A 24957-nucleotide genomic window follows, 5' to 3' on the forward strand; every position below is an offset into this window, starting at 1 on the left:
TAAAATCACGACGTCGTCACTTCACAACCATCCTCGGTGACGATGATCGTGTGTTCCTTCTGACTGACGAGGAACCCATCATCTTCCTTGAGAACCGGATAACTGTGAACGATATCGTTGCGCTTGAGTCGTCGTAGCGCCATTTGCGGGCGGTCTGTTTCGAGCCAGCGCGTCGCGAACGGTAACGTGCGGAACTCCGACGTGATCTGCTCTAATGCGTCGCGAGCCTGTCTGTTGCGAACGGTTCCATCGCGCTCGAGTGAGAATATTTCTGCACTGCTGCCCTCGGTGACTTTCCCGCCGCCATCGGTCGCGAACGGTTCGATCGCGACGACGTCGCCGACTTCGAGCGTCGTACCTTGCGAGACGGCACGGTTCGGGATGTTGGGGCTTGTGTGTTGTTCCCAGTGACCGAGCCCGTGGCCGGTCAGGTTGACGACGGGATTGTAACCGTAGCCGTCGATGACGTCTTCGACCTCCGCACCGATATCCCCGGTGTCGACGCCCGGTTCGATCACCTCGAGAGCAGCCTCGAGCGCCTGTTCGGATGCTTCGGCGAGTTCCGGATTGCCGGACAGATCGACGGTGACTGCGGTGTCGGCCAGCCGGCCGTCGATGTGGACGCCGATGTCGAGGTTGATCATCTCCTCGCCGAACGTCGTCTCGTCGTCGATCGACGGCGTCGCGTGAGCCGCTTCTTCGTCGACGGAGATGTTGACCGGGAAGGCGGGCTTGCCACCGAGCTCGCGGATTCGATCTTCTGCCCACTCGGCGATCTCCAGATGACTGGCGCCGACCTCGACGCGCTCGGCTGTTTCCCGACGCACTTGCGCGAGGATTGCTCCCGCTTCGCGGTGTTTCTCGTACTGCTCGGACTCGAGGTCCACTTCAGATTCGGCCATGTACACGGGTTGGACCGATCGACAAAAAGAGGTTCCGTCTCTTGCCGGTCGGGGCGATGGACCCCTGCCATTGCTATCCGCTACCATCCTCGCTTCCCGTCGGTTCCACTCCCTTCACGGTGGGTTGGACTGCCCTGTACGTTTGGCAGAGATGCGACACAGCGGGACCACCGGCGCACGGGATGTGCAGATTTGCCACGTCGTTCTTACGTGTGCCCCGATAGAAAGACGTGAGACTGCCTCCCGCGACACACAGACGCGTTGTTCGAGACCGGACACTGTGGAGATGCTCGCGGGACTCCGGCTGAATGATTGCCTGTATGACCGTTCGCGGAAGAAATGTCGACTAACGCCCCTCAATTCTGTGAAACGGTGGCCGCGAGTTATATCGCGCGACCGTCTCCCCTCGACTGGCGTGAGAGACGCCAGCGATCCGAGTAGCGCGGGCCCGATTCGAAGGCCACGCCCGTCATCCTCGAGGTCGACGACGCGAACGGCGTACCTGGCGGGTGGACTCGTCGAGTTCGGGATGGCGGAATCACTGCGGTTTCTCGTCAGACAGTTCGCGTGATCGAGGCCGGACGCGAGCGGTCAACGGTTTTCTCTGAGTCGACCGAGTCGCGAACCGAAACGGAAGGCGGCCGTGGAGTTCCCCGTTCGGCCGAATTGTGCTGATTGGACCGATCAATCGGCCGTACGTCCGGCGAATCACCGTTCGACCGGGCGAGAACCATCTCGCCGGTGGCGAGGTGAACCCTTGTTTCCGGCGAGATCATCACCGGTGCGATGAATTGCTATCGTTCGGCGTTTGCCGAACCGCAACGGAAATGGTAGACCTTTTACCCCCGTCGAAGAACCGTGTAGACGAGATGAGTTACGACAAGATTGAGCAACCAGAGACGGGGGAGAAGATAACGCTAAAAGAGGGGGCCGAAGACGAACTCGAAGTGCCTGACAACCCAATCATTCCGATTATTTACGGCGACGGTGTGGGAAGCGACGTCGGGCCCGCTGCACAGAGCGTTCTCGAGGCTGCTGCGGAGGCGACCGGGCGCGATATTAACTGGATGCGCGTTTACGCTGGCGAGTCTGCCCGCGAGAAGTACGACGAGAACCTCCCGCAGGAGACCGTCGAAGCGATCAAGGAACACCGCGTCGCGATCAAGGGTCCGCTGACGACGCCGGTCGGAGCCGGCTTCCGATCGCTCAACGTCGCCCTGCGAAAGAAACTCGACCTCTACGCCAACGTCCGTCCGACATATTATCTCGACGGCGTTCCGTCGCCGGTGTCAGAGCCGGAGCAGATGAACATGGTCACCTTCCGTGAGAACACGGAAGACGTCTACGCCGGCATCGAGTGGGAGGAAGGCACGGACGAAGTCGAGCAGGTCAAGGAGTTCGTCGAAGACGAGATGGGCGCGACGGGCGTCATCCACGACGGTCCCGTCGGTATCGGTATCAAACCGATCACGGAGTTCGGATCCAAGCGTCTCATCCGCCGGGCGATCGACTACGCCCTCGAGCACGACCGTGACTCCGTTACGCTGGTCCACAAGGGTAACATCATGAAGTTCACCGAAGGCCAGTTCCGTGACTGGGGCTACGAGGTCGCCGAAGAGGAGTACGGCGACGAAGTCATTACCGAGGACACCCTCTGGGAGGAGCGCGACGGCGAACAGCCCGAGGACGCGGTCGTCGTCAACGACCGCATCGCCGACAACATGCTCCAGCAACTGCTGACCCGAACCGACCAGTACGACGTCATCGCGACGATGAACCTGAACGGGGACTACATGTCCGACGCTGCCGGTGCACAGATCGGTGGCCTCGGCATCGCCCCGGGTTCGAACTTCGGTGACGGTCTCCTGCTCGCCGAACCCGTCCACGGTTCCGCACCCAAGTACGAGGGCCAGGACAAGGTCAACCCGACCGCCATGATCCTCTCGGGTCGCATGATGCTCGAGTACATGGGCTGGGACGACGCCGCCGACCTCGTCCGCGACGCCGTCGAGGAGACGATTTCGTCCGGGAAGGTCACGTACGACCTCGAGCGCCAACTCGATGACGCCGAGAAACTCGCCACCAGCGAGTACGCCGAGGAAGTCGTCAACAATATCGAGAAGCTTTCGTAAGCCGTTTTGCTGACGGTCAACCGACGTCTTTGTGCGTTCTTTCGATCCGTTTTCGTTTCTCCCGCTTTGGATCGCCGTTCTTCGAGGTATCTCTGAGGCGTCTATCCCGGAATCCCCTCCAGAGACGTCGATACGATCGTGACGGCACGGTGCAAGGTGGCGGTACGAATAGGTCGACATCGGTTCCCCTTCGGAAGGGTAACGCACTCACTTACGGCACGCGTAAGCACCCACGATGGACGATCTCGAGATCCGCGTCGCCGACACCGACCGAGAGCGCGAGGATGCCTTCGCGGTCCGTCACGAGGTATTCGTCGAAGAGCAGGGCGTCGACGAGGAACTGGAGTACGACGAGCACGACGAGACGGCGATTCACTTCGTCGCATACGGCGGGGACGAGCCGATCGGTGCCGCACGGCTCCGCGACCTCGGGGAGGGGGTTGGGACGGTCGAACGCGTCGCAGTCCGCGAGTCGTGGCGGGAAAACGGGGTCGGTCGTGCGTTGATGGCGACCCTCGAGGAGCGAGCCGACGCGCTCGGATTCGTGACGCTGAAGCTACACTCGCAGACGCGGGCGGCGCCGTTCTACCGCGAACTCGGCTACGAACGACGCGGCGCGGAGTTCGAAGAAGCCGGCATCCCCCACGTCGAAATGCAGAAACCGCTCGAGGGACCGTAAACTCTAGCGTGCCGTGACGATTACCCGAGTCGCGGCAGTTCGCCCGTCCGTTCTCTGCGAACCAGGTCGCGACCGAACAGTCGAAGCTGTCTACACCATTCCTCGCGGTCGTCGGAGGAGTAGACACGGGCATCCCAGCGGTCGCGGACGGCAGGGGGACGAGGTAGTACTCATTGAAACGATGTACCCACGGCTCGCACTGCTGCGACCAGCGAGTACTCGCTGGCCGCGAATTCGCGAGCGGGGTGTGCAATGACGTTCACCGTCGACTATACTGTCCGAGGAGAGCATCCTCTCGCTCAAGGAGTACCTCGCGATGCAACGCTCGATCGGCATCGAAACGGATTTTCGCGTTCTCGACGTGCGCGTAGAAGACGGCCCACGGAGCGCAGGCGAGTTGCGGGATCGACTCGAGAGAGAATCGGAAACGGAAAGCGCCCGATAGCGACGGGCTCTATTCCTTTTATCTGGCGACTTCGCTCGGTGAGGGTATTCTGGAACACGGATTCGCGAACTGATGTGACAGGGGTGAGATGCACTCGAGGACAACGACGAGTAGCAACGCACGGTTCATCGAGGAGTCTGTGGCAAACTCGTCCGGTAGTTGGATCGGTCCGGTCGAGAAAGCAGGTCACTCGGCGCACGGGTCGCTGATCCTCGAGAGGACAGGCTCCGCGATTGGCGTCTTTCGGATGTCTGACTGACTTTCAAGGCACAGGCCGTGGGCGTCACTGATATGGAACAGGAACTTCAGGTCCCATCGAATGCGGAAACACCCACGGCACGGACGCTGCAGACGGATAGCCGTCTACTGCTCTCGCTGGCGGTTACAGCTGCTATCACTGGCGGGGGACTCCTCGTTTTCTTTACGGTAGTCACGGCCGTCGGATGGTGATGACTCGAGCGCTCCAGCAGTCATCGAACCGTTCGCTTCGCGGGCGTGACGACCGAATCAGCGAGCGGTAGCCCGATCGCGTACGTATTTTCCGGCCAGCCCGACAATCGCAAGCGCCACCGCTGCGGCGAAGACGACGACCAACGCCGAGAGTGGTTCGGTGATCGTCTCGAGTTCGCCGCGGACGAACTCGCCGGCGAGAACGACGGCGACGGCGAACAGCGCGAGACCACCGATATTCGCCGGCAACGCGTTCGTCTCCGGAACGACAGCGGGGTCGTTCAACAAGTAAAGAATCACCGCGATAGCGAACGGCGTCCCAACGAGTCCGAACGCCAACGTGAGAACGAGCAACTGAAAGAACGCCCCTGCGAGGAATGGGCCAATAGCCGAAGCGAGCGCGACCCCAACGATCGCGGTTCGATACCGGGAATCCTCGATGGATTGCGACCAGCCGAGTTAGTCGGCGAGCAGGTACGGTGGGACGATCGTATTGCCGCCGAGCGTCGACACCGCTGCACCAAGCAGTCCGGCGAAGAACAGCCAGGTGGCGTATTCGCCGGCGATCGGGCCGAGCGTCTCGGCGGCCTGTATCCCACCGATCATCGCCGGATCGATGTCGGCCGCAGGAAGGACGCTCGCTGCGACGAGAAAGACAGCGAGGCTGAAAGTCCCGAACGCGACGAGCATCGAACTGCCGTCGTCGACGACCGCAACGTCCGCGTCGCGGCTGGTCCAGTTGCGCGCACGCATGGTATAGCTTTGCATGGTCAGGAGGGTGACGTGGACGGCACCGCCGAGGATTCCTGCGGCCACGAGCGCGCCGTCGACGCTGGCCGGTATTTTGGGGACGAGCCCGGTCGCCGCAGCGGCGGGATCGATCGGAACGATGAACACGGAAACGACGAACGCGCAGACGACGGTCGAGACGAGGAGCTTCGCACCGATTTCCGCGACGCGGTAACCGCCGCCCGCGAGGCCCAGCGCGAGGATCAGTGCCCACGCGATTCCCCAGAGTCGCGGGTCGGCCAGTACGCCGACGCCAACTCCTGTCGCTTCGACGATGGTTGCGCTGACCGATGCCACCGTCTTCATGATGACGAGCTGGGCTAGACCTGCCGCCAGCACGACGTCAGCGACGAGTATCCAGGCCCAGCCTGAACCGAGTCGGCGTTCGACGACCGCGACGATCCCAGCTTCGGTGAGCAATCCGAGCCGCATCGCGAGGTACTGTCCGACCGTTCCCAACGCCGCCGACAGGACGACGACCCACAGGAGGGCGTAGCCGAAGCTCGCACCAGCCACTAGAAGGCTGGCGAGCGTCGCTGGCCCCGCCGCGATCGCACCGGCGAGCCACGTCGGCCCCAGACGCTCGAGAGATGTTTTGATCCGATCTACTGTTCGCATGTGCCGTTCGGTTGTCATCGCCCGTCCTTTCGAACGGCATTATATAACTCCGTGGTATCTCTCGATAATAGGGGTGATCAGGTCGGTGGTCTCACTCGTCGTCCCAGCTCGGGTTCTCCCTCGGTGGGCTAAAAATGTCGACACCGCGGACCGTCTCGTCGCCGCGGTTCTCCGCAGCGTGGGCCTGTTTGCCGGGGATGCCGTAGGAATCGCCGGGCCCGCAGACGATTTCGTCGCCGTCGACGGTGAACGTCAACTCGCCTTCCACGATGTATCCCGTCTGCTCGTGCGGATGGCTGTGTTCGTCGAGCGCTGCCCCGGGTTCGATTTCGAAGTGCTGGACGTTCATCGAATCGGTTCCGGCCAGCAGCGCAAGTTGGACGCCGTCGGCGACTTCGGACGACTCGAGGTCGGCAAGGGAAACGCGTTCCATAAACGGGAACACGTCGGCGAAACATAAATTTCCGCGGATACCGCTGGCGGTCCCGGTGGTCACCCACACCGTCGCATCGGGCCGGTCGCGAGCCGAAGCCGCTATAAATTTTCGTTGAGCAATGTCTCGTATGAATCCGTACGTGATCCTCGGCGGCGCGATCTTATCGGAACTGTTCGGAACGACGGCGCTCAAACTGTCCGACGGGTTCTCTCGGCCGCTGCCGAGTCTCGGCGTCGTCGTCGGGTACGGTGTCGCCTTTTATCTCCTCTCGCTCACGCTCGAGGAGTTGCCGGTCGGGATCGTCTACGCGACGTGGGCCGCACTCGGCATCGTCGGCGTCGCGTCGATCGGCGTCGTCGCGTTCGACGAGCGACTCGATGCCCCAGCGGTCGCCGGGGTCGGGCTGATCCTCGCAGGCGTGTACTGCCTCACTATCGTCTCCGACGTCTCGACCCATTGACGGGCCGCCGCTGGAGTGGCGAACGCTTCCCGTGACGACACGACTACTTCCGCCTCGCTTACCGAACCTTGAACTACTCGGACGGCCCACTGCGAGCCATGTACGCCGTGGTCGGCTGTGGCGAGTGCTCGAACCTCTGGATCATCGAGGGGCGCTCGGAGACGACCCAGTGTCCCCGCTGCGGTTCGCGCAGGCCCTACGAGAAGCGCAAGAAATTCGTCGAGACCGACGATGCCGCCCACGCTCGCGACGTTCGGGCGTCGATGCTCGCGAACCGCCAGGGTGAAGGCGAGGCCTTCGCCAGGCTCGATTCCTTCGCAGCACTCGAGGACGACGTCGCCGACGGCGTCGTCGACGAGGCGGAATATCTCGAGGAATCCGGACTGGACGTCGACGAAGTCGAGGCCGCCGGCGATCGAGACCCCCGGGGGCCCGCCCGCAGCGGAAGCAAAAAGGAAATCGTGAAGGGATCTCTCGAGGCGCTCGACCGGCCGACCGAGGACGAAATCGTCGCGTACGCCGGCGAGCGCGGGGTGTCCCCCGAGTACGTCGAGACGGCGCTCGAGAAACTGATGCGGCGTGGGGTCGTCAGTGAGAGCCGTGGTCGGTATCGATTACTCTGAGGCGACGAAACTCGAGGTCGATGTCTCCCCCCGGCTCGTCGCTCACTGTGTCTCGGTGAACGTCACCGCTCGACTTTCGCATCGAGCGGAGCTGTGTTGTAAACGTGGAACTCATCGTCTACTCGTCTACTGGCACTTACCGGCCCAGATCCTCGTGTGCGCTGGCGAGATGTCGCGAGGAGAGCGCGCCGAGCAGGGAGAGTTCGCCGGCGAGTGCGCCGACGGCGATGATCTCCGCGAGCGCGTCGGCGTTCGAGCCCGGCGGATCGCCGCCGCCCCGGAGGCCGAGGATCTCGAGCGCTTCGGCCTGCGTCGGTAGTTTCGTCCCGCCGCCGACGGTCCCGACCTCGAGCGAGGCGAGCGAGACGCTGGCGTAGAGGTCGGTCGTGCCGTCGGCGCGTTTGCGGGCATCCATGGTCGTGATGGTGTTGGCGGCCTCGACGACCTGGGCTTCGTCCTGCCCGGTCGCGAGGAAGGCGGCCCCGACGACGTTTGCGGCGTGGGCGTTGAACCCGAGACTGCCGGCCTTGGCGCTACCGATCAGGTTTTTGCGCGTGTTGGCCTCCGCGATAGCGTCGGCGGTTGTGTGGAGTCGGTTCTCGACGAGCTCGCCGGGCACCAACACGTCGGCGGTCACGGAGCGTCCCCGTCCCTCGACGGCGTTGACCGCGGCTGGCTTCTTGTCCGAACAGAGGTTCCCCGACAGGGCCACGAGCGAAGCGGGGGTTTCGGACTCGACCAGTACGCAGGCCTCGCCGGTTGCGATCGTCGCCATGTTCATCCCCATCGCATCCTTGGTGTCGTAGGCGAAGCGCAAGAAGACGGAATCGCCGACGACGTACGGCTCGATGTCGAGCAGTTCGCCGTGACTGGTCGTCGATTCGGCGGCCTCCCGCAGCGCCTCGAGGTTATCCGCGACCCACTCGACGGTGTCGGCGGCCTCGGCGACGCCGTCGACCCGAAACACGGGCGCGCGAGTCATGCCGTTTTTCGTGACGCGCGCCTCGGCCCCGCCCGCAGCACGTATTATTCCTAGCCCGCGGTTGACCGACGCCAGGAGCGCTCCCTCGGTCGTCGCGAGCGGCAGGTAGTGTTCGCCGTCTGCCGCGCCGCCGTCTACGTCGACGGGCCCCACGACACCCATCGGAACCTGCGCCGCCCCGATCATGTTCTCGACGTTCGGGTCCGCCTGCTCGGCCGGAAACGCGTAGTCGCCGATCGCATCGAGTTCCGCTCCCGTCTCGCGTTCGACGAGCAATCGGCGCGCTTTCGCAGCGTCGTCGTGGTCCGCATATTCCTCGAGTTCGTGAAGTCGAAGGTCGCCGTCGTGCACCCGCTCGGCGAGATCCTCGGGGTCTGTCATGGATGGATCGAGACAGTGGGGACCCCTAACAGTTGCTGATTTCCGTGGACGGTCACGACCGCAGACCATCGTGCAGCAATCCCGATTACCGATCACCGATCACCGATCACCGATCATCGATCATCCAGTTCGAACGCGAAATCGGCACCCGACGAACGAAATTCCTCGAGCGTTTCGTAACAGAGCAGCCCGAGGATCGCGCCGGCTCCGACCGCCGCAGTCAACGGGAAGTGCGTTCCGCCGGTTCCATCGGCGAAGGCGGCGGCGAACGCGGCCGTCGCGATCGCAGCGAACCGCAGTCTACTGCGGGGCGTGGGACTGGAACCGTCTTCGAAAAACACGAGATAGAGCTGCGGCAGCGCAACAGCGACGCCGGCAAACAGGAACAGCGACGGGAGCGGTCGGCCGTAACGTGCGAACCCGAACTGGCGTTCGACGACGATCGAGACGGCTTGAACGAGTACGAACAGCAAGAACGATCCGAAGACGATTCGGCCCTCGCGGTCGATCATACGGGTCGGCCAACGAGCAGACAGGTCAAGCTTGCGTTCCGTTGCAGTATCTCGGACGTGTGCCAGGAATTTCGTGCTTTCGAACCGTCTTCGCTGTCCGTTTGACGGGAACCCCCGGATCACCGCCGCATCGACCGTCGGGGTTGCCTCGAGCAGGATCGGTTCCGAAAGACGGTTCTCCTCGAGGTCACGCCATCTCGATTGCAGCGGTCAGTGCTGAGGCTGGATCGCCGAGTTCGAAGTTCCCACTGTCTCGAGAACTGTTCATTCGAGCAAGTCCATTTTTATCGCTGGACATCCACTGGCGGCGTATGGATGTCGGACTCATGGTGACTGGCTTCGGCGACAGATCTCTCGCAGATGTCGCCGTTCGTGCCGAAGATAGCGGATACGACGCCATCTGGATTGGAGAACTCTGGGGAGCGAACGCCGCTGTTCAGGCGACGGAAATAGCCTGTCGAACCGACGAGATCCGTATCGGAACGGCGATCTTGAACGTGTATTCGCGTTCGCCGGCAGTCCTCGCGATGACCGCGACCTCGCTCGAGGACGCGTCGGATGGCCGGTTCACACTCGGTCTGGGGACGAGTACGGCCACTGCAGTCGAAGGGCTCCACGGGTTGTCGTTCGACCGGCCGGTCCGACGCGCTCACGAAACGATCGAACTCGTTCGCGCGTTCACCGCCGGCGACGGCGAACCGGTCGAATACGAGGGCGAGTTGCTCGAGGCGTCGTCGTTCCCGCCGCTCGACGTCTCGGTACCGATCTATCACGCCGGTCTCGGACCGGCCAACCGTCGGGTCGTCGGCCGACTCTGTGACGGGTGGATTCCCCACAACATTCCCTTCTCCCGACTCGACGAGGCGTTCGAGGAGGTCGTGGCGGCCGCTCGGGAACGCGACCGCGATCCGGCCGAGATTACGATCGCGCCGTACGTCCCGTCCGCAGTCAGCGACGATCGAGAGGAGGCACGCGAAACCCTGCGCCGTCACATCGCCTACTACGTCGGGAGCGGCGAGGGGTATAGGCGGGCGGTCGCGATGAAATTCCCGGATGCAGCGGACCGAGTCGCTGCGGCCTGGCGCGACGGTAATAAACGGGATGCGGCGAGTGCAGTGACCGACGACATGCTCACCGATCTCGGAGTCGCCGGAACGCCCGAGAAAGCGCGCGAGCAACTCCGGACGCTCGTCGATGAGACGGGGATCGATCACCCGATCGTCGTCGTTCCGGAGCCAGCCTCGAACGATGTGACTGAGATGACGATCGAAGCGCTCGCACCGGATCGGCTCTAGCACCCGAAACGATGCGAACACGCGAGCTCACGTCCGGGCGTGGGCCTCGCGAATCCACGGCCGGTGTTTTTGTCCGTCCCGACACAGTTCGGGGGACATCGAGGAACCATCCACGAGTACGTCGTTTGCGGATTTCATCGGCGAAACACAGCACCGAATCGAGGCCGATCGACGGGCCGAGGCCGAACCCTGGGCTGGGACGTAGCCGGTTCGACTGGATTCGGGCGGCGCTGACCCGCTTCGGCGAGTTGCCGTTCGGGCCGCGGGATCACCGCCTCACCGACGGCGGTTCCAGTACCGATACTGAGAACGTCGTGAACTCCCTCGAGACCACCTGGTTCGAACGGCTGGTTCGAACGGCCGGTTCGAACGGCCGCTCACTCGAGGTCGATCCGACGGCCCGTATCGGCCGACTCGTAGGCGGCCTCGATGGTGCGAAGGTCCGCAAGCCCGTCTTCGCCGTCGGGTTCGGGGTCGGTTCCCGTCAGCACGCAGTAGCCGAAGTAGTCGAACTCCTCGCGAACCTCGTCGATCCGTGGACCGGTGTACTCCATCCGTACGTCGCCGCTCTCGACGGTCATCTCCTGGGGAACGACGCCCCCGAACGGCGACTCGATGTCGATCATCCCCTCGGTGCCGACGAGTTCGAGTGCGCTGCTCGCGTGGGCGTCGAAACTCGCCGTACACGACGCCGTCGCGTCGGTCTCGTACTCGAGTTGGAACGCGACGTGTTCGTCGACGTTCGCGAACGGACCGCCGGCCGAGTGGGTGGTGGCGAAGACGGTCGTCGGCTCGCACTCGAGGAGGAATCGGATCGTGTTGAGCGGGTAGATCCCGAGATCGACCAGCGCGCCGCCGCCGGCGAGCTCGGGGTCGAGTCGCCAGGTGTCGGGGTCCGAATGCTCGAGCAGCGGATGGGAGAAGCCGCCGTGGACCTGGACGACGTCGCCGATCACGCCATCGCGGACGAGGTCGCGAGTGCGGCGAACCGTCGGTTCCGTCTGCAGTCGGTAGGCCGTCATCAGCGTCACTCCGGCGTCGTTACAGGCATCGACGACGTTCCGAGCGCGGTCGACGCTGATCTCGAGGGGCTTCTCACAGAGGACGTGTTTTCCGAATTCGGCCGCGGCGGTCGCGTACCGTCCGTGAAGAGCGTTCGGGGCTGCGACGTAAATCGCGTCGTAGGCGTCGACGTGATCGCCCGCGAGGAAAGCGTCGTAGCCGACGACGTATTCGGCGTCGTACGTGCTGGCGACGTCCGATACGCGGGCCGGCGATCCCGTGACCAGCATCGACGTTTCGCAATAGCTTCCCTCCGCGATCGCGGGCAACGCGCGCTGACGTGCGAATTCACCGATCCCGATAACGGCGAGTCGGATCGTTCCGTCAGCCTGCTTGCGTTGCCAGTCTCGACGCATGAAGTCCGAAAACGCGTCTTCGAGTTCCATACCCCTGGTAGGTCCTCTGCCAAAATGTGTCTCAGTGAGCGTGATCCTGAATCTCGTCAACGAGAACCTGTCGTCGCCGGTAGTAGACGATCCGCTACGTTTCGATCGTCGTATCAATCGATGGTATTCGCCCAGACTCCTTCTTCGAAGGAAAAAGTTATTCAATAGCCGCGACTGACATACGATCAATCACAGGTGACGCAAGATGGTCAAGATGGAAACGGCGGAACTGGAAACCGATTTGAGTCTGTTCAAATACGACAATCTCGAGCAACTGCCGCCCCGTTACCGGGACCTCGAGGAGGAAGAACGGACCGAACGTATCGAGGCGGCGCTCTCTGAACTCGGCGACGATGTCGTCATCCTGGGGCACAACTATCAGCGACGGGAGATCGTCGAGCACGCCGATTTCATCGGAGACTCATATCAGCTTTCGAAGGAGGCAGCCGAGGCGGATGCCGAGTACGTGATCTTCGGCGGCGTGACGTTCATGGCTGAAAGCGCGGACATCATCACGGACGACGATCAGTCCGTTATCCTCCCGAGCATGGAGGCATCGTGTCCGATGGCAGGGATGGCCGAAGCGCTGCAGGTCGACAGCGCGTGGGCCGAAATTACCGATGCGGCGCCCGATGCGGATATCATCCCGATCACATACATGAACTCCTACGCGGACCTGAAGGCGTTCTGTGCGAGCCAGGGCGGGCTCGTCTGTACGTCCTCGAACGCGCACAGAGCGTTCGAGTACGCCTTCGACAAGGGCGACAAGGTGCTCTTTCTGCCCGACAAACACCTGGGGGAGAACACCGCCCACCGCCTCGGCATGGAAGACGAAATAGCCGAGTGGGATCCCTGGGACCCCGAAGGCAAGGACGCCGACGAGGTCGCAAACAGCGACATCATCCTCTGGGACGGCTACTGTCAGGTCCACGAGCGGTTCCGCGAGGATCATATCGAAGCGATTCGCGACGATCACCCCGATGCACAGGTCATCGTCCACCCGGAGTGTCGCCGCGAAGTCGTCGAGGCGGCGGACGTAGCCGGATCGACGGCGACGATTTGCGAAACGATCGAAAATGCAGATCCCGGCGACACCTGGGCGATCGGCACCGAGATCCACCTCACGAACCACCTCCAGCGCTGGCACCCCGAGGTCAACGTCTTGCCGCTCTGTGGCGACGCCTGCATGGACTGCAACGCCATGCGACAGATCGATCCCAACTACCTCGCCTGGGTCCTCGAGGAACTCGTCGAGGGTCGGGAACACAACGTGATCGAAGTCGCGCCCGAAGAGAAGGAACTCGCGGGCGTCGCGCTCGATCGCATGCTCGAGATCTGATCATGACCGAAACCGATACTGGCACGGCGACCACGACCGATGGCGAAACGATCGACGTCCTCGTCGTCGGCAGCGGCATCGCAGGCTGTGCAGCAGCGCTCGCGGCCGCCAGGGAGGGTGCGGACGTCCTCCTATTGACGAAAGCGACGAAACCCGACGGCGCGAGCACCGACTGGGCCCAGGGCGGCATCTCGACGACTCGCGGGAACCCGCAGTCGCTGAAAGAAGACATCATCGACGCCAGCGATGGCACCGCTGATCCGGATGCCGTCGACGTCCTCGTCGAGAATGCCGACGACGCGGTCGAGGACGTGCTCATCGACACCCTCGATGTGGGATTCGACGAATCAGACGGCGACCTCGACTACACGCGCGAGGCCGCCCACTCCGAGTACCGCATTCTCCACGTCGACGCCGCGACCGGGACGCACATCCTGCGGCCGTTCCTGAATTACGTCGACGACCACGACCGCATCGAGGTTCGCCAGGATACCGCCGCGCTCGAGTTGATCACCGCCGAGGGCCGCGTTCACGGCGTGGTCAGTGACCGCGAGGGGTCACGCCCCTCGGATGACTCGAGCGGTGAGAGGCGCGACCGAAGTGAGGGCCTCGATGAAGCGAACGGCGAAGCCGTGAACGGGCAGCGCCCGGGAGAGAAAACTCCGAACGGCCACCCGATTTACGCCGGTGCAACCGTCCTCGCGACGGGCGGCATCGGTGCGCTCTATGGTTGCTCGACCAACCCCGACGACGCCACCGGCGACGGCATCGCCATGGCCGCCCTCGCCGGAGCGGACGTCGCGGACCTCGAGTACATCCAGTTTCATCCGACTGCATACGCCGGCGAGAACCCGTTCTTGCTCTCCGAGGCGCTGCGCGGCGAGGGGGCCGCCCTTCGAAACGGCGACGGCGAGCGGTTCATGGAGGACTACCACCCGCAGGGCGATCTCGCGCCACGGGACGTCGTCGCCCGCGCAGTCGAGACCGAGCGCGAACGGACCGGCGAGGTCGTCCTCGACGTGAGCCCCCTCGAGTTCGAGGCTGACTATCCCGCCATCGCCGAGAAATGCCGGAGCCGAGGCATCGAGAGCGACGAAATCCCCGTCGCTCCCTGCGAACACTTCCTCTGCGGCGGGATCGACGTCGACGACCGCGGGCGAACGAGCCTCGATCGGCTCTACGCCGTCGGCGAGTGCGCCCGAACCGGCGTCCACGGCGCGAATCGTCTAGCGAGTACCAGTCTACTCGAGGGGCTCGTCTGGGGCCTCCGGGCGGGCGCGGATGCCACTGGCTACGAACCCGGGGTCGTCGAAGCGCCCGAACTCCTGGATCGCGATCCCGAACTGCCCGAGCGCTTCGCGGCGGAGAAGTTCACGCGCCTGACACAGACGATGGACGAGCATCTCGGTCTCGAGCGGAATCCCGACGACATCGCCCGAGCGAGCGCCGTCCTCCGGCGGCTCAAGGGAGAGGTCGACGCCTACATCCGCACGAGAACGGCTCGAGACCTCTACGAACTTCGCAACGCCAGCGTCACCGCGCTGTTGATCGCGCGTGCGGCCGGCGAGAACACGGAGTCGGTCGGCTGTCACTACGTCGTCGACGACGAAGCGCCTCCCGCCTAGGGACTGGTGGGATCTCCTTTCGCATCCTGACCGTCGGTTGCGTGTTTTCCGTTTCGACAGTGGCAGACGGTATCCGGTCCGTCGTCACGCTCGCGGGTCCGACGGTGGCTCGTTTCCATCGCCGCGAATCGGCTGCGTCGACTCCGCCTCTTCGGCGGTCGTGTCCGTCCACTCGGTGGTCACGTCCGCCTCTTCGGCGGTCGTGTCCGTCCACTCGGTGGTCACCTCCCCGCTCGAGATGTGGATCTCGCGCTGGGGGAACGGAATGTCGATTTCCGCCCCAGTCAGGGTCTTGTACATCGCTCTGTTGAGTTCGTGCGTGGCTCTGGCCGCACGTGTCGGCGCAGCCACCCAGCAGAGGAGTTCGTACTGGAGTGCCGAGTTGCCAAACGCCCGAAACCGCATCCGGGGTTTCGGTGAATCGAGAACGAGCGATTCGTCGGCCGCGATTTCCAGGACGAGTTCCTCGAATGCGTCGATATCCGTCCCGTATCCGACGCCGATCGGGACCGCGAGGCGTTTTCGGCGCTGGGGCGCGGACTGGTTGATCACCTTCGCGGCGTTCAGGACAGAGTTGGGGACCGTGACGAGGACTTCGTCGCGCGTCATGAGCGTCGTCGATCGGATACCGACCTCGACGACGGTGCCCGCCTCGCCGGAATCCAGTTCGATGTAGTCACCCAGCTTGTAGGTATCGTCGAAGTAAAGCGCAATCCCGCCGAAGAAGTTAGCCACGGTGTCCCGGGCTGCGAATCCGACCGCGATACCAGCGACGCCGGCAGCCCCGAGCAGCGGCGAGATGCTGTATTCCCACAGCGACAGCAGGGTGGCTATCGTGCCCGCAAAGACGATCAGTGTCCAGACGTTCGAGAAGACGGGAGCGAAGTCGTACCGCGAACCCTTGTCCTTTACCTCCTCGACGAATCGGTTGACGATCCGGTTCGAGGCCAACGCCCACGCGATGATGATGACGGACAGTGAGGGCTTTCCGAAGAAGATTTCGAGCTGATCGCCCGTCACGAGGACGGTTTCGGTAATAGAGGGGACCTGCGTGAGCAGATAGACGCCTGTCAGCGCGGCCGTCACGACGATCGGCAACCGAAGCTCCTCGACGAGGATGTGATCGTACTGCGTCTTCGTCCGACTGGTGTATCGAAGCAGCGTTCGGAGTACGACGACCTCGAGCGCGACCGCAATGGTAAGGGAGATGCCGACCAGCAAAATCGTCGCCTGCCAGCCGGGGACGCCATCGAAGAGCCGCGTGAGTAGGTCGAGGAGAACCGCATTCATACCAGAAGAAGGCGGATGGACGAAGTAATAGTTTCTGAAAAATAACTGTCAATATTACACGATTGTCTCCGGATCGAACAGGCGGGTCTGGGGTCAGCGCAAACGGTTCCTTTATTCTCGCCGGGGCCCCACCGGAGGTCACGGCTGTATGATCACCGACGCACAAATCGAACGGTGGCTGCGCGAGGACGTCGGCCACCACGACGTCAGCAATCAGGTTCCCGGGGAGACGATCGGCCGACTCGTTGCCAAAGAATCGGGGACCGTCGCCGGCCTCGAGGTTGCTGCGGCCGTCTTCGACTACCTCGACGTAACCGCGTCCGACCGACTCGAAGACGGTACCGACGTCGAAGCCGGTGACGAACTGCTCCGCGTCGACGGCTCGGCTCGCGCGGTCCTCCGCGGTGAGCGCGTCGCTGTCAACCTCGCGGGCCACGCCTCGGGAATCGCGACGCGAACGCGAGAGGCGGTCGAGAACGCGCGGACCGAATCGGACGACGTGGCCATCGCCGCGACGAGAAAGACCACGCCCGGTCTGCGCGGCATCGAGAAACGCGCCGTCGTCGCGGGTGGCGGTGACACCCATCGGCTTGATCTCTCCCACATGGTGATGGTCAAAGACAATCACATCGAGGAGATGGGCCTCGAGAACGCGGTCGCCCACTTTCGGGAGCGGACGTCGTTCGCGACGAAGATCGACGTGGAAGTCGAGACCGTTTCGGACGCGCCCAGAGCGGCCGAGGCGGGTGCGGACGTCGTCCTCCTCGACAACATGACGCCCGAGGAGACGCGGGCGGCGGTCGGCGAACTCGCCGACTACGGGGGCGTGCTGGCCGAAGCCAGCGGCGGCATCACCGTCGCAGACGTTCCGGAGTACGCCGCGACGGGCGTCGACGTGATTTCGATGGGTTCGCTTACTCACTCGGCACCGTCGCTTGACCTGTCGTTTCGTACGGGCGAGTAAATTATCTCAGTCGCTGTTTTTCCGTCTGATCTTCGTGCCTCTCACTTGCCACTCTCTCGTTGCGCGTTCCACGCCTGCACGTCGGACTCCTCGAGAAAGAGCGACGGATCGTCGTGGGAGAAGCTCACCCAGCCGTCGTCCGGGTTCGACAGGACGTGAATCAGCAGTTCCTCCTCGACGAGTGCGGTTTCGAAGACGGATCGGACGTTCGCGACGTCGTACGAAATCGGGATTACGATCGCCGTTTCGCTGTCATCGTCTCGCTCGACCGCAAGCGCGACGCGTCGGTCACCACCGTCCTCCGCGAGCGGGCGGTAGTAGACGTCGGCCGCCGTGATCGTCACCGCTCCCTCCTCGATGCGTTCCGCGACGGCGTCGTACTCCTCGTCGGAGACCGAGACGTCCAGTCCGATTCGTGCGTCTTCGTCGACCGGCGAGACATCGGTCGGCTCGAGAACGACGGCGTCCCAACCGTCCTCGCGGTACTCCTCGGCGATGGCCCTCGAATCCTGAACGAGGTCGCCCCACAGCGAGTCGGTCGAGTTCGAACGGTCGGCGTTTGCCGCCTCGTCAGGCGTTTCCGAACGATCCGCCGTCATCGGGTCCCCTCCGGTTGCGTTCGTGACGTCATACTCGAGGCGGACAACGCGGAGCGGAAAAACGTTACCTGACGTTCGTCACCGTTGTCTGTGCATCGCCGATCAGCGCGTCTTCGAGCGCAGTCCGAACGGTCGCGGGACCGGGCTGCCCACCTGCGTCTTCGACAGTCCCGACGGATGCCGGATCGAACGATATTCCGAGGGTCCGATAGACTCCCTCGAGAACGTCCGTCAGTCTCTCGCGGTCGGCCACGAGAACGATGCCGGCAACGAGCGCAGCGTCCTGCTGAACGCGCTGAGCGATGCCAACGAGTTTTCGCGGTCGTCCGCCATCGGTTTCGTCAGCGACCGACAACGAGTGCGTTCCGGGACAGAACGAATCGTCCGGCTCCCCGCGGATCGGCTCGAGGTCGACCGATCGGAGCGCTTCCTCGATGTCGACAGTGGCCCGATCGTATCGGTCGGCTGTTCCGGTTCGGAAATCGTCGGTCGGTTCGGCGCGAGCGAACGCCAGCGTCGTCTCGCCGTCGTACGCGACTGCTCGACCACCAACGTCGCGTTCGACCGGGGGAAACCCGTGCTCCCGTGCAGCCTCGCGAGCGCGGCGGTACCCATCGAGTCGGGTATCTCGCCGGCCGAACGCAATCTGGCGGTGGGGTATCCAGACGCGGACGGCGCACTCGCCGCCGGCGGCGACGGACAGCAATCGGTGATTCACGTCGCGGTCGGCCGCGATCGTCGCTGCTCGGCCGCGAAACACGCGCATAGTGGACCGTCGAACGCGATGCACCTAAACACTCCCGTCACCCATATCACGGTAATCGATGGCTGTCACCCTTTCAGAAGACACGTTAGCGCAGTATGAGCGGTTCTCGCTGTACAACTCCCCGTATCCGGCCCACGACGGTGGCCGTGCGATCGATCTGTATCCCGGAACGCAGGTCGATGGCCGGACCACTGTCGCGCCGAGCCCGGTCGCCGGCTCCGTCCGCGAGACTCGAACCGTCCGTGCGCCGCCGAAACCCTACGCACCCGACCACGACCATCTGATTCTGATCGACTGCGATGGCCCCGGCCCGGTCGAGGGATTGACGGCCCGCGTCCTCCATGTCGAGCCGGCGGTCGAGGCCGGCGACCGAGTCGCTTGCGGTGACTCCCTGGGTCGCCTCGTCCGAGCGGGGTTTTTCGCACCGTGGGTCGACAATCACCTCCACGTCGGCTTCCGCGAACCCGATCAGAATCCCTATCGTGCGTCGGGATCGCTGCCGATCGAACTCGACTGTTCGATCCGTTCGCTCGCGTGGGACGGGACCGGCCAGGTCGTCTCGAGCGGTGACACCTACGCGGTGCTGAACGCGCCCGCCCATCCCGACCCGGGAACGAGTTTCGTCGGTGTGCGGATCGACGGCGGTGGCGTCGTAGACGGGGGATTGCCCCACTACGAGGGAGGTGGGATACTCGATCGAGACGGAGAACCGGAGAGCCGCTGCGAACCCGTGGTTTCGTTAAACGGCGACCGACTTGGCGTGGTCGACGGCCGGACGGTCGCGTGGGACGACGTGACCGTTACGGCAAACGACGAGCCGATCACCGGACTGTCGCTGTTCTGCGCTCGGGACGGCGATTTCGGCGCGAAATTGATCTGCCCGGATCGCTCGTTCGAAACCGGGGAGCGAATTCGCGTTCGCGTTCGCTCGAGCGAGGTCGCCTGACCGATCCCTCGATCAACGGGCGCTGATTTTCGTCACGTGGCAGCCGGCTTTTCCCGTAAACGCCGCCGTCGAAACCGGACGTAGCGGGGAGCCGTGGGGACGGTGGAACGTCCGACCGACGGGCCCGAAATTTGCCACAGCGCCCTTCTGTCTGTGGGACCGACTCTTCGGTGATCACGTTCGTTCACCGGCGTTCGCGATGGGCTGCTTTGGCCTGCTGATAGGCGTCGTCACGAACGTTGTCCCAGTACGTCTCGGTAATCATGGCAGCGGCCCGTTCGTCCGGGTCGGCCCAGGGCTGAGGGTCGCGCTCCTTGCCGTCCTCGTCGTTCTTTTTTCGCCGGGGTACTTCGCGTAGCGCATCGCGCGTGTATACCCCATCTGAAGGTACTTTCGGGCCATGTCCATCCCCGGAAACTCGTCGTCCTCGCGGTAGCGTTCGTACTGTTCGCAGATCGCCGTCGCAGACTCGCGACCGCTTGAGCGTCCGCGTACGACCTCAGCGGGAGGAGTTCGCTTTTGTACGGTTCGATCTTAAACACGTCCGATTCGCCGCGGCCGATTTCGTACTGGTCTGGGTGATCACGGACATCGGTACCGTATTCGGGGTCGTTATCACTCATCGATCTCACCTCGAAAACGGGACTCTCCGATGAACGGGTGATCTGCTGTGGAGGACGGTGTCAACACGACGGTCCGGACACAGATGAATCCTCGAGAACGGATACACCGAGAAACGGAGTCGTAAAGACGATCGGTGGCTGACGCCAGCATATGACCGAGGAAATGCAGGCCCTGATCGAGGAGTACGGCGACATCGAGAGCGTCCTTCAGCACTTCCTCGACGAGAACCAGGAGTTCCTCTCCTGGCTCGGTACGACGGTCGAGCACATCGGCGACGGAACGATGACCCTCGCTATTCCGTACGACGACAAATTGACCAACGTCCGTCCGAACGCACCGGACGACCGCCGACCGGATCTCCACGGTGGCGTCGCCGCGACTCTCATCGATACCGTCGGCGGCTTCTCGCTGTGGACGGCGATCGAAGACGAAGACCCGTTCAGCGTCGGCAGTGCGACGATCAACCTGAACGTCAACTATCTCCGCCCGGCAACGGGTGATCTCACGGCGACGGCGAACGTGATCCGAGTTGGACAGAGCGTCGGAGTCAGCGAGATCACCGTCGAAAGCACGACACCGGACGGGGAGACGAAGGCCGTGGCGACCGGCCAGGGAGCCTATCGAGTGTTCCGACACGGGTAAGCGACGATCAGGTGCGCTGGCGTCGTGATGGTCACGAGTCGGCGATCAGTCTCCGAAGACGTATCAAAAGGAGTACCGTCACGAGGCCGAACCCGGCAGCGAGCAGATTCGCGCTCGACGCGACGAAGTACCAGAGCGCGTACGCACTGGCCGCTATTCCCAGCACGTACGCCGACCGCAACTGTCGTTCGTTCATACGGGGCCCTCTCCGGTCTCCGTTCCGGGTCGCGGTCTCCTCACTCGTCCCGCGAGAGGCGACTGTACCGTCGCCGTGACGACCCGTTGGAGCTGACGCGACGAATCGTCGGGAAAGACGTGCGGATACGTCACGCGAACGTGATGGTTTCGCTCGGTTCGACCTCTCCGAACAGCCACGCGGCGTGTTCGAGGGCGTACTCGTGGTGGTCGTCTTCGATCGCACCGATGCAATCTTCGACCAGTATCGGGCGGAAGTCCCGAATTCCCGCGCTGCCGCCTGTGTGGAGGACGCAGACGTTCGCGAGGGTACCACAGATAACGAGGGTTTTGATTCCGTGAGCGTTCAACCACCCTTCGAGTTCGGTGTTGTAGAAGGCGTCGTAGGTGTGTTTTTCGACGACGTGGTCTGCGTCCTCGACGGGAAGCTCGTCGACGATTTCGGCCTCCCACGATCCCTCGAGAACGTGTTCGCCCCACTGCTCGAACTCGTCGTAATAGTGGGCCTCCTCGAACTGTTCGGGCGTGTGGACATCACGGGTAAAGATGACCTGCGTTCCGGCCTCCCGAGCTCGGTCGACCAGGGCTGCGATCGGTTCGATAACGTCCTCGCTGCCCGGCGCGTACAGCGAGCCGTCCGGGTGACAGAACCCGTTTTGCATGTCGACGACCACCACAGCGGTTCGATCTGGCTCGAGGCGCATAGCTAAACGGTCCTACGGACGGAACCGTAAAAACGTTCGCGCCAGGTTCCTGGTCCACGGTGTCGGGAAAGCCGACGACGATCGCATTGTCGATCGGGGACGAGTCGTTCCCGATCCGGCAACAGTCAGAACGGCTGTGAGTGGGTATCGATCGAAGTGGGTACGCGAGTCTGCGATCGGAATCCGGACGGTTACGTGAATCCGCTTCGTTTCTCATCGTCCCCGGAATCCGTCCTCTGGGATTATTGCGCCTGGGAGCGAGCATACATACGGAGGAGAATGACCACCCAAACCAGACGGGAGCCGGATTCGGACGAATTCCCGGCAGACGCGGCGCTGGCGGATCAAGCGGCGTTCCTGCTTCGGTACGCTATTCTGGCGCCCTCGAGTCACAACTCCCAACCGTGGACGTTTGCCGTTGTGGACGGGGAAATACGGATCTACGCCGACGAGTCTCGACGACTCTCTATCGCCGATCCAGACGGTCGCGAACTGGACGTGAGTGTCGGCTGTGCGCTGGAGAACCTGCTCGTCGCAATTGAGCATTTTGGACTCGGCTATTCGGTCGAGTACGCACCCGACAATGGCGGCCAGCGGGACGGCGAAGACCCGGACGGGCAGACCGTGCCGGGAGCGACCAAACGAGCAGGTGCTGAACCATACCACCACGCGGCAACGGTCACGGTCGAGCCGACCTCGGATAATTCGTCTTCGCGTGACCCTGTCCTGTTCGACGCGATTACCGAGCGTCGGACCAATCACCGACCCTTTACGGATCGCGCTATTCCGCAGACCCTTTTCGACCGGTTCGAAACGTGCGTGACCGGTGAGCAGATCGGGATCGAGTTCGTCACCGACTCGTCGGTCCGCTCGGACATTGCGGCCCTGCAAACCCGGGCCGACGAGCGACAGTTCGCAAACCCGGACTACCGGGCCGAACTCGGCCGCTGGATCGGGTCCGGCGCGCTCGGAGCGAACTGGCTCACAGCCCGGATCGGACAGTTGGCGGTTCGGCACCTCGACATCGGCGAACGCGAGGGCCAGAAGGACTCCACGTTGCTCACGAGCGCACCTGCTATCGCCGTCGTGACAGCCGAGAGGGATACCCTCGAGTCCCGCCTCAGAGTCGGACAGACGTTCGAACGGATCGCGCTGCTGGCGACGATCGAGGGCCTCGCGGTCCACCCGATGAGTCAAATTCTGGAGGTACCAGCGTTCAGTGAGGAGCTTACAGCTATAGCGGGTCTCACAGAGTCGATACCCCTGCACCTCTTTCGACTCGGATACGCCGAGTCGGATTCGACGCGAACACCCAGACGACCGCTCGAGGACATGCTCCGGTGATCGCCGGGCGGTCGTGGTCGTATCCGCCAACTGATGGGCACAAGCCGGCATGCTGGAACACCATATCGGTCCTCGAACGACCCGGACGAACGGCGTGCACTCGTCGACCACCCTCACTCGACGCGTTGGGGCTAACGAGGAACTCCCGCTTTGTCGTCCGCCGCGGGGCTGGTTCTGAGTTGTCCCTGGAGATAGCGTTCACCGCGCCGCGTTAGCCCGTACTTGCCTCGTTCGACTTTCTCCACGAGCCCGTGTGACTCGAGTTCGATCAGGCGACGGTTTACCTCCTTCCGGCTGAAGCCGGTGTTGAAGGCGACGATGGCCGGTGTCAGGACGAGGCCCGTGCCGTGGAACGTGGCGAGAATCTCGTCGTCCATCGGTGTCATCCACTCGGCCGGTTCTCGAATCCGGGACGGTTCACTCAGCAACGCGCGCGCCCACTCCGTCGTCCGTACGTCGTTCGCCACGGGATCGTAGAGACCAAAGACGACCAGCAGGGCGGCTGTCCCGTGGACCCAGTGGACGAGCGACGGTGCCACCAGTTCGGCGACCGGTCCGCCGATCACGGCCAGAACCAGTCCGCCGACGGTGAGGAGAACGATCCGACGGTACGCCGTTACAGACAGTTCGAGCGAGAGGAAGTACAGAAGTTCCAGGGCGACGACGATACCGATCACCAGATTGTAGCTGGCGAAGGGCGTCAGTCCGTTCACGACAGATCCCCACTCGATCGATTGCGGTGAAGCTGTCGGTGCCGGAGTATCAACAACCCGAGAAAAACTGCGATAGTCGTGTTCACCGTGCTTCGAAGCACGTGGAGGGCCAGCGGCTCCGGGCCGGTAACGAGCAGCGTCGCGTGGTATATCGTCAGTGCGACCATCCCGAGCGAAAGGATCGCGATCGCCGTTCCGAAGGGCGAGTTCCGAAAAATCTCCCAGGAAAGGAGCGCGAGTACGCCGGCCCCGGTCCCGGCAGAGATCGCGAAGGGGATACCGATGAGGTGGATGACGGAGTGAGTCACGATGCGGGCTTTGGCTCCGAGAGTCATTACGCTGCGGCATGGGATTTCACCGCCGCATCGGCGACCGGATTGCGCCGCAATTCCGTATTACTGTATCGAACGATGCCGGTTCCGGTTCATCGCGGTCGAAACCCGCCGTTCAGTCCACCGGTAAATCCTGTGTAACGGTCCTCGCTGATCAGTCGTGTCCCGATTGGCTGCCTCGAGAAACGTCCTCACCGTTTGGCCGACGCGTCGTGGGGAGTGGATAACAAAACTACACCGAGCCCACCGATCGACCGCTATGGCACTGACACAGATCGATCACGTCAGCGAGAACGAAGCGATGCAGGAGTGCATCGACAGTTGCTTCGAATGCGTACAGGCCTGCGAGTGGTGTGCCGACGAGTGCGCCGACGAGGGCGAAGAGATGGCCGAGTGTCTGCGGCTCTGCCGGGATGTCGCCGACCTTGCGGAGAAACACGCGCGCTTCATGGCTCGCGATTCCGCTTTCAGAACGGATCTCGCCGGGATCACCGCCGACGCCTGCGAGGAATGCGCGGATGAATGCGAGCGACACGACGCCGAGCACTGCCAGGTCTGTGCGGACGTCCTCCGCGATTGTGCGGAGACCTGCCGGAACATGGCGTCGGCCTGAACGCCCGATCGCTGCTCTGGTACGGTCTCGAGGCGGCGGTGCTGTGAATCGCCGTCGTCTCGGGCGTTGGCCCCGCGGGCAGTACCGGAAACGACGCGGTTATCGCGGC

The 24957-nt window shown here is 63.3% G+C and carries 26 protein-coding genes and 3 pseudogenes; 14 read left to right on the forward strand and 15 right to left on the reverse strand.

From position 1 onward, the window contains the following. Positions 1 to 5: 5 nt before the first annotated feature. Positions 6 to 902 carry a type II methionyl aminopeptidase gene (gene map, locus HYG82_RS38795; protein ID WP_179263199.1) on the reverse strand — a complete coding sequence of 299 codons (897 nt, stop codon included), beginning with the start codon at positions 900 to 902 and terminating at the stop codon, positions 6 to 8. Between the two features lie 869 nt (positions 903 to 1771). Between map and icd the strand changes: the two genes are divergently transcribed. Beyond that, entirely contained in the window at positions 1772 to 3034 is a 1263-nt protein-coding gene (icd, locus tag HYG82_RS38800; RefSeq protein WP_179263201.1) for an isocitrate dehydrogenase (NADP(+)), read from the forward strand. Between the two features lie 235 nt (positions 3035 to 3269). Next, positions 3270 to 3713 (forward strand): GNAT family N-acetyltransferase, encoded by a 444-nt coding sequence (locus HYG82_RS38805; protein ID WP_179263203.1) that lies wholly within the window; start codon positions 3270 to 3272, stop codon positions 3711 to 3713. Positions 3714 to 3733: 20 nt separating this feature from the next. On the opposite strand, the pseudogene HYG82_RS44710 reads toward HYG82_RS38805, so the two are convergent. Then, a pseudogene (locus HYG82_RS44710) lies at positions 3734 to 3853 on the reverse strand (DUF7509 family protein); the annotation flags it as partial. Between the two features lie 176 nt (positions 3854 to 4029). Here HYG82_RS44710 and HYG82_RS44365 point away from each other — a divergent pair. Next, positions 4030 to 4158 (forward strand): hypothetical protein, encoded by a 129-nt coding sequence (locus HYG82_RS44365; RefSeq protein WP_284145007.1) that lies wholly within the window; start codon positions 4030 to 4032, stop codon positions 4156 to 4158. 291 nt (positions 4159 to 4449) lie between these two features. Then, the gene (locus HYG82_RS38810) at positions 4450 to 4608 is read left to right on the forward strand and encodes a hypothetical protein (RefSeq protein ID WP_179263205.1); all 159 of its coding nucleotides are present in this window, start codon (positions 4450 to 4452) and stop codon (positions 4606 to 4608) included. 57 nt (positions 4609 to 4665) lie between these two features. Here HYG82_RS38810 and HYG82_RS38815 read toward each other — a convergent pair. Beyond that, a pseudogene (locus tag HYG82_RS38815) lies at positions 4666 to 6033 on the reverse strand (NRAMP family divalent metal transporter). Positions 6034 to 6106: 73 nt separating this feature from the next. Beyond that, positions 6107 to 6448, reverse strand: coding sequence for a cupin domain-containing protein (locus HYG82_RS38820; RefSeq protein ID WP_179263207.1), 342 nt, complete (start codon positions 6446 to 6448; stop codon positions 6107 to 6109). A 130-nt stretch (positions 6449 to 6578) separates the two neighbouring features. On the opposite strand from HYG82_RS38820, the gene HYG82_RS38825 reads away from it, so the two are divergent. Continuing rightward, positions 6579 to 6911, forward strand: coding sequence for a DMT family transporter (locus HYG82_RS38825; protein WP_179263209.1), 333 nt, complete (start codon positions 6579 to 6581; stop codon positions 6909 to 6911). Positions 6912 to 7009: 98 nt separating this feature from the next. Next, positions 7010 to 7534 (forward strand): DUF5817 domain-containing protein, encoded by a 525-nt coding sequence (locus tag HYG82_RS38830; RefSeq protein ID WP_179263211.1) that lies wholly within the window; start codon positions 7010 to 7012, stop codon positions 7532 to 7534. Positions 7535 to 7670: 136 nt separating this feature from the next. Here the strand turns inward: HYG82_RS38830 and hmgA are convergent, their stop codons facing one another. Beyond that, complete coding sequence (gene hmgA / locus HYG82_RS38835; protein WP_179263213.1) at positions 7671 to 8897, reverse strand: hydroxymethylglutaryl-CoA reductase (NADPH); 1227 nt, start codon at positions 8895 to 8897, stop codon at positions 7671 to 7673. Positions 8898 to 9010: 113 nt separating this feature from the next. Beyond that, positions 9011 to 9409: a hypothetical protein gene (locus tag HYG82_RS38840; RefSeq protein ID WP_179263215.1), complete on the reverse strand. Its 399-nt coding sequence runs from the start codon at positions 9407 to 9409 to the stop codon at positions 9011 to 9013. Positions 9410 to 9720: 311 nt separating this feature from the next. On the opposite strand from HYG82_RS38840, the gene HYG82_RS38845 reads away from it, so the two are divergent. Further along, the gene (locus HYG82_RS38845) at positions 9721 to 10704 is read left to right on the forward strand and encodes an LLM class flavin-dependent oxidoreductase (protein WP_179263217.1); all 984 of its coding nucleotides are present in this window, start codon (positions 9721 to 9723) and stop codon (positions 10702 to 10704) included. A gap of 377 nt (positions 10705 to 11081) precedes the next feature. Here the strand turns inward: HYG82_RS38845 and gfo6 are convergent, their stop codons facing one another. After that, complete coding sequence (gene gfo6, locus HYG82_RS38850) at positions 11082 to 12152, reverse strand: D-xylose 1-dehydrogenase Gfo6 (protein WP_179263219.1); 1071 nt, start codon at positions 12150 to 12152, stop codon at positions 11082 to 11084. Positions 12153 to 12357: 205 nt separating this feature from the next. Here gfo6 and nadA point away from each other — a divergent pair, with 205 nt between their 5' ends. Both nadA and HYG82_RS38860 read left to right on the forward strand, forming a co-directional pair. After that, complete coding sequence (gene nadA, locus HYG82_RS38855) at positions 12358 to 13491, forward strand: quinolinate synthase NadA (RefSeq protein ID WP_179263221.1); 1134 nt, start codon at positions 12358 to 12360, stop codon at positions 13489 to 13491. Between the two features lie 2 nt (positions 13492 to 13493). After that, positions 13494 to 15116 carry an L-aspartate oxidase gene (locus HYG82_RS38860; protein ID WP_179263223.1) on the forward strand — a complete coding sequence of 541 codons (1623 nt, stop codon included), beginning with the start codon at positions 13494 to 13496 and terminating at the stop codon, positions 15114 to 15116. A gap of 84 nt (positions 15117 to 15200) precedes the next feature. Here HYG82_RS38860 and HYG82_RS38865 read toward each other — a convergent pair whose 3' ends face one another. Next, positions 15201 to 16406 carry a mechanosensitive ion channel family protein gene (locus tag HYG82_RS38865; protein ID WP_179263225.1) on the reverse strand — a complete coding sequence of 402 codons (1206 nt, stop codon included), beginning with the start codon at positions 16404 to 16406 and terminating at the stop codon, positions 15201 to 15203. Positions 16407 to 16554: 148 nt separating this feature from the next. Here HYG82_RS38865 and nadC point away from each other — a divergent pair, with 148 nt between their 5' ends. Beyond that, a complete protein-coding gene (gene nadC, locus HYG82_RS38870) occupies positions 16555 to 17370 on the forward strand; it encodes a carboxylating nicotinate-nucleotide diphosphorylase (RefSeq protein WP_179263227.1) in 816 nt (271 codons plus the stop codon). 41 nt (positions 17371 to 17411) lie between these two features. Here nadC and HYG82_RS38875 read toward each other — a convergent pair whose 3' ends face one another. After that, positions 17412 to 17969 carry a DUF7529 family protein gene (locus tag HYG82_RS38875; RefSeq protein ID WP_179263229.1) on the reverse strand — a complete coding sequence of 186 codons (558 nt, stop codon included), beginning with the start codon at positions 17967 to 17969 and terminating at the stop codon, positions 17412 to 17414. Positions 17970 to 18033: 64 nt separating this feature from the next. Beyond that, entirely contained in the window at positions 18034 to 18735 is a 702-nt protein-coding gene (locus HYG82_RS38880) for a lipoate--protein ligase family protein (protein WP_179263231.1), read from the reverse strand. A 58-nt stretch (positions 18736 to 18793) separates the two neighbouring features. On the opposite strand from HYG82_RS38880, the gene HYG82_RS38885 reads away from it, so the two are divergent. Continuing rightward, entirely contained in the window at positions 18794 to 19681 is an 888-nt protein-coding gene (locus HYG82_RS38885) for a DUF8155 domain-containing protein (RefSeq protein WP_179263233.1), read from the forward strand. A 184-nt stretch (positions 19682 to 19865) separates the two neighbouring features. Here HYG82_RS38885 and HYG82_RS38890 read toward each other — a convergent pair. Then, positions 19866 to 20304: pseudogene (locus HYG82_RS38890) on the reverse strand (DUF4385 family protein). 151 nt (positions 20305 to 20455) lie between these two features. Here HYG82_RS38890 and HYG82_RS38895 point away from each other — a divergent pair. Then, complete coding sequence (locus tag HYG82_RS38895) at positions 20456 to 20947, forward strand: PaaI family thioesterase (RefSeq protein ID WP_179263235.1); 492 nt, start codon at positions 20456 to 20458, stop codon at positions 20945 to 20947. Positions 20948 to 20978: 31 nt separating this feature from the next. On the opposite strand, the gene HYG82_RS38900 is transcribed toward HYG82_RS38895, so the two are convergent. Both HYG82_RS38900 and HYG82_RS38905 read right to left on the reverse strand, forming a co-directional pair. Then, positions 20979 to 21143: a hypothetical protein gene (locus tag HYG82_RS38900; protein ID WP_179263237.1), complete on the reverse strand. Its 165-nt coding sequence runs from the start codon at positions 21141 to 21143 to the stop codon at positions 20979 to 20981. Between the two features lie 130 nt (positions 21144 to 21273). Continuing rightward, positions 21274 to 21846 (reverse strand): cysteine hydrolase family protein, encoded by a 573-nt coding sequence (locus HYG82_RS38905; RefSeq protein WP_179263239.1) that lies wholly within the window; start codon positions 21844 to 21846, stop codon positions 21274 to 21276. A gap of 279 nt (positions 21847 to 22125) precedes the next feature. Here HYG82_RS38905 and HYG82_RS38910 point away from each other — a divergent pair, with 279 nt between their 5' ends. Continuing rightward, entirely contained in the window at positions 22126 to 23190 is a 1065-nt protein-coding gene (locus tag HYG82_RS38910; protein WP_179263241.1) for an Acg family FMN-binding oxidoreductase, read from the forward strand. Between the two features lie 131 nt (positions 23191 to 23321). Here HYG82_RS38910 and HYG82_RS38915 read toward each other — a convergent pair whose 3' ends face one another. Beyond that, positions 23322 to 23903, reverse strand: coding sequence for an ArsR family transcriptional regulator (locus HYG82_RS38915; protein ID WP_179263243.1), 582 nt, complete (start codon positions 23901 to 23903; stop codon positions 23322 to 23324). Continuing rightward, positions 23900 to 24238 (reverse strand): hypothetical protein, encoded by a 339-nt coding sequence (locus tag HYG82_RS38920; RefSeq protein WP_235217746.1) that lies wholly within the window; start codon positions 24236 to 24238, stop codon positions 23900 to 23902. The genes HYG82_RS38915 and HYG82_RS38920 overlap by 4 nt, the downstream gene beginning before the upstream one ends. Positions 24239 to 24494: 256 nt before the next feature. Here HYG82_RS38920 and HYG82_RS38925 point away from each other — a divergent pair, with 256 nt between their 5' ends. Continuing rightward, the gene (locus HYG82_RS38925; protein ID WP_179263245.1) at positions 24495 to 24848 is read left to right on the forward strand and encodes a four-helix bundle copper-binding protein; all 354 of its coding nucleotides are present in this window, start codon (positions 24495 to 24497) and stop codon (positions 24846 to 24848) included. The last annotated feature ends 109 nt before the right edge of the window (positions 24849 to 24957 follow it).

The sequence above is a fragment of the Natrinema halophilum genome, assembly GCF_013402815.2.
In the GTDB taxonomy this organism is placed as follows: Archaea; Halobacteriota; Halobacteria; order Halobacteriales; family Natrialbaceae; genus Natrinema; species Natrinema halophilum.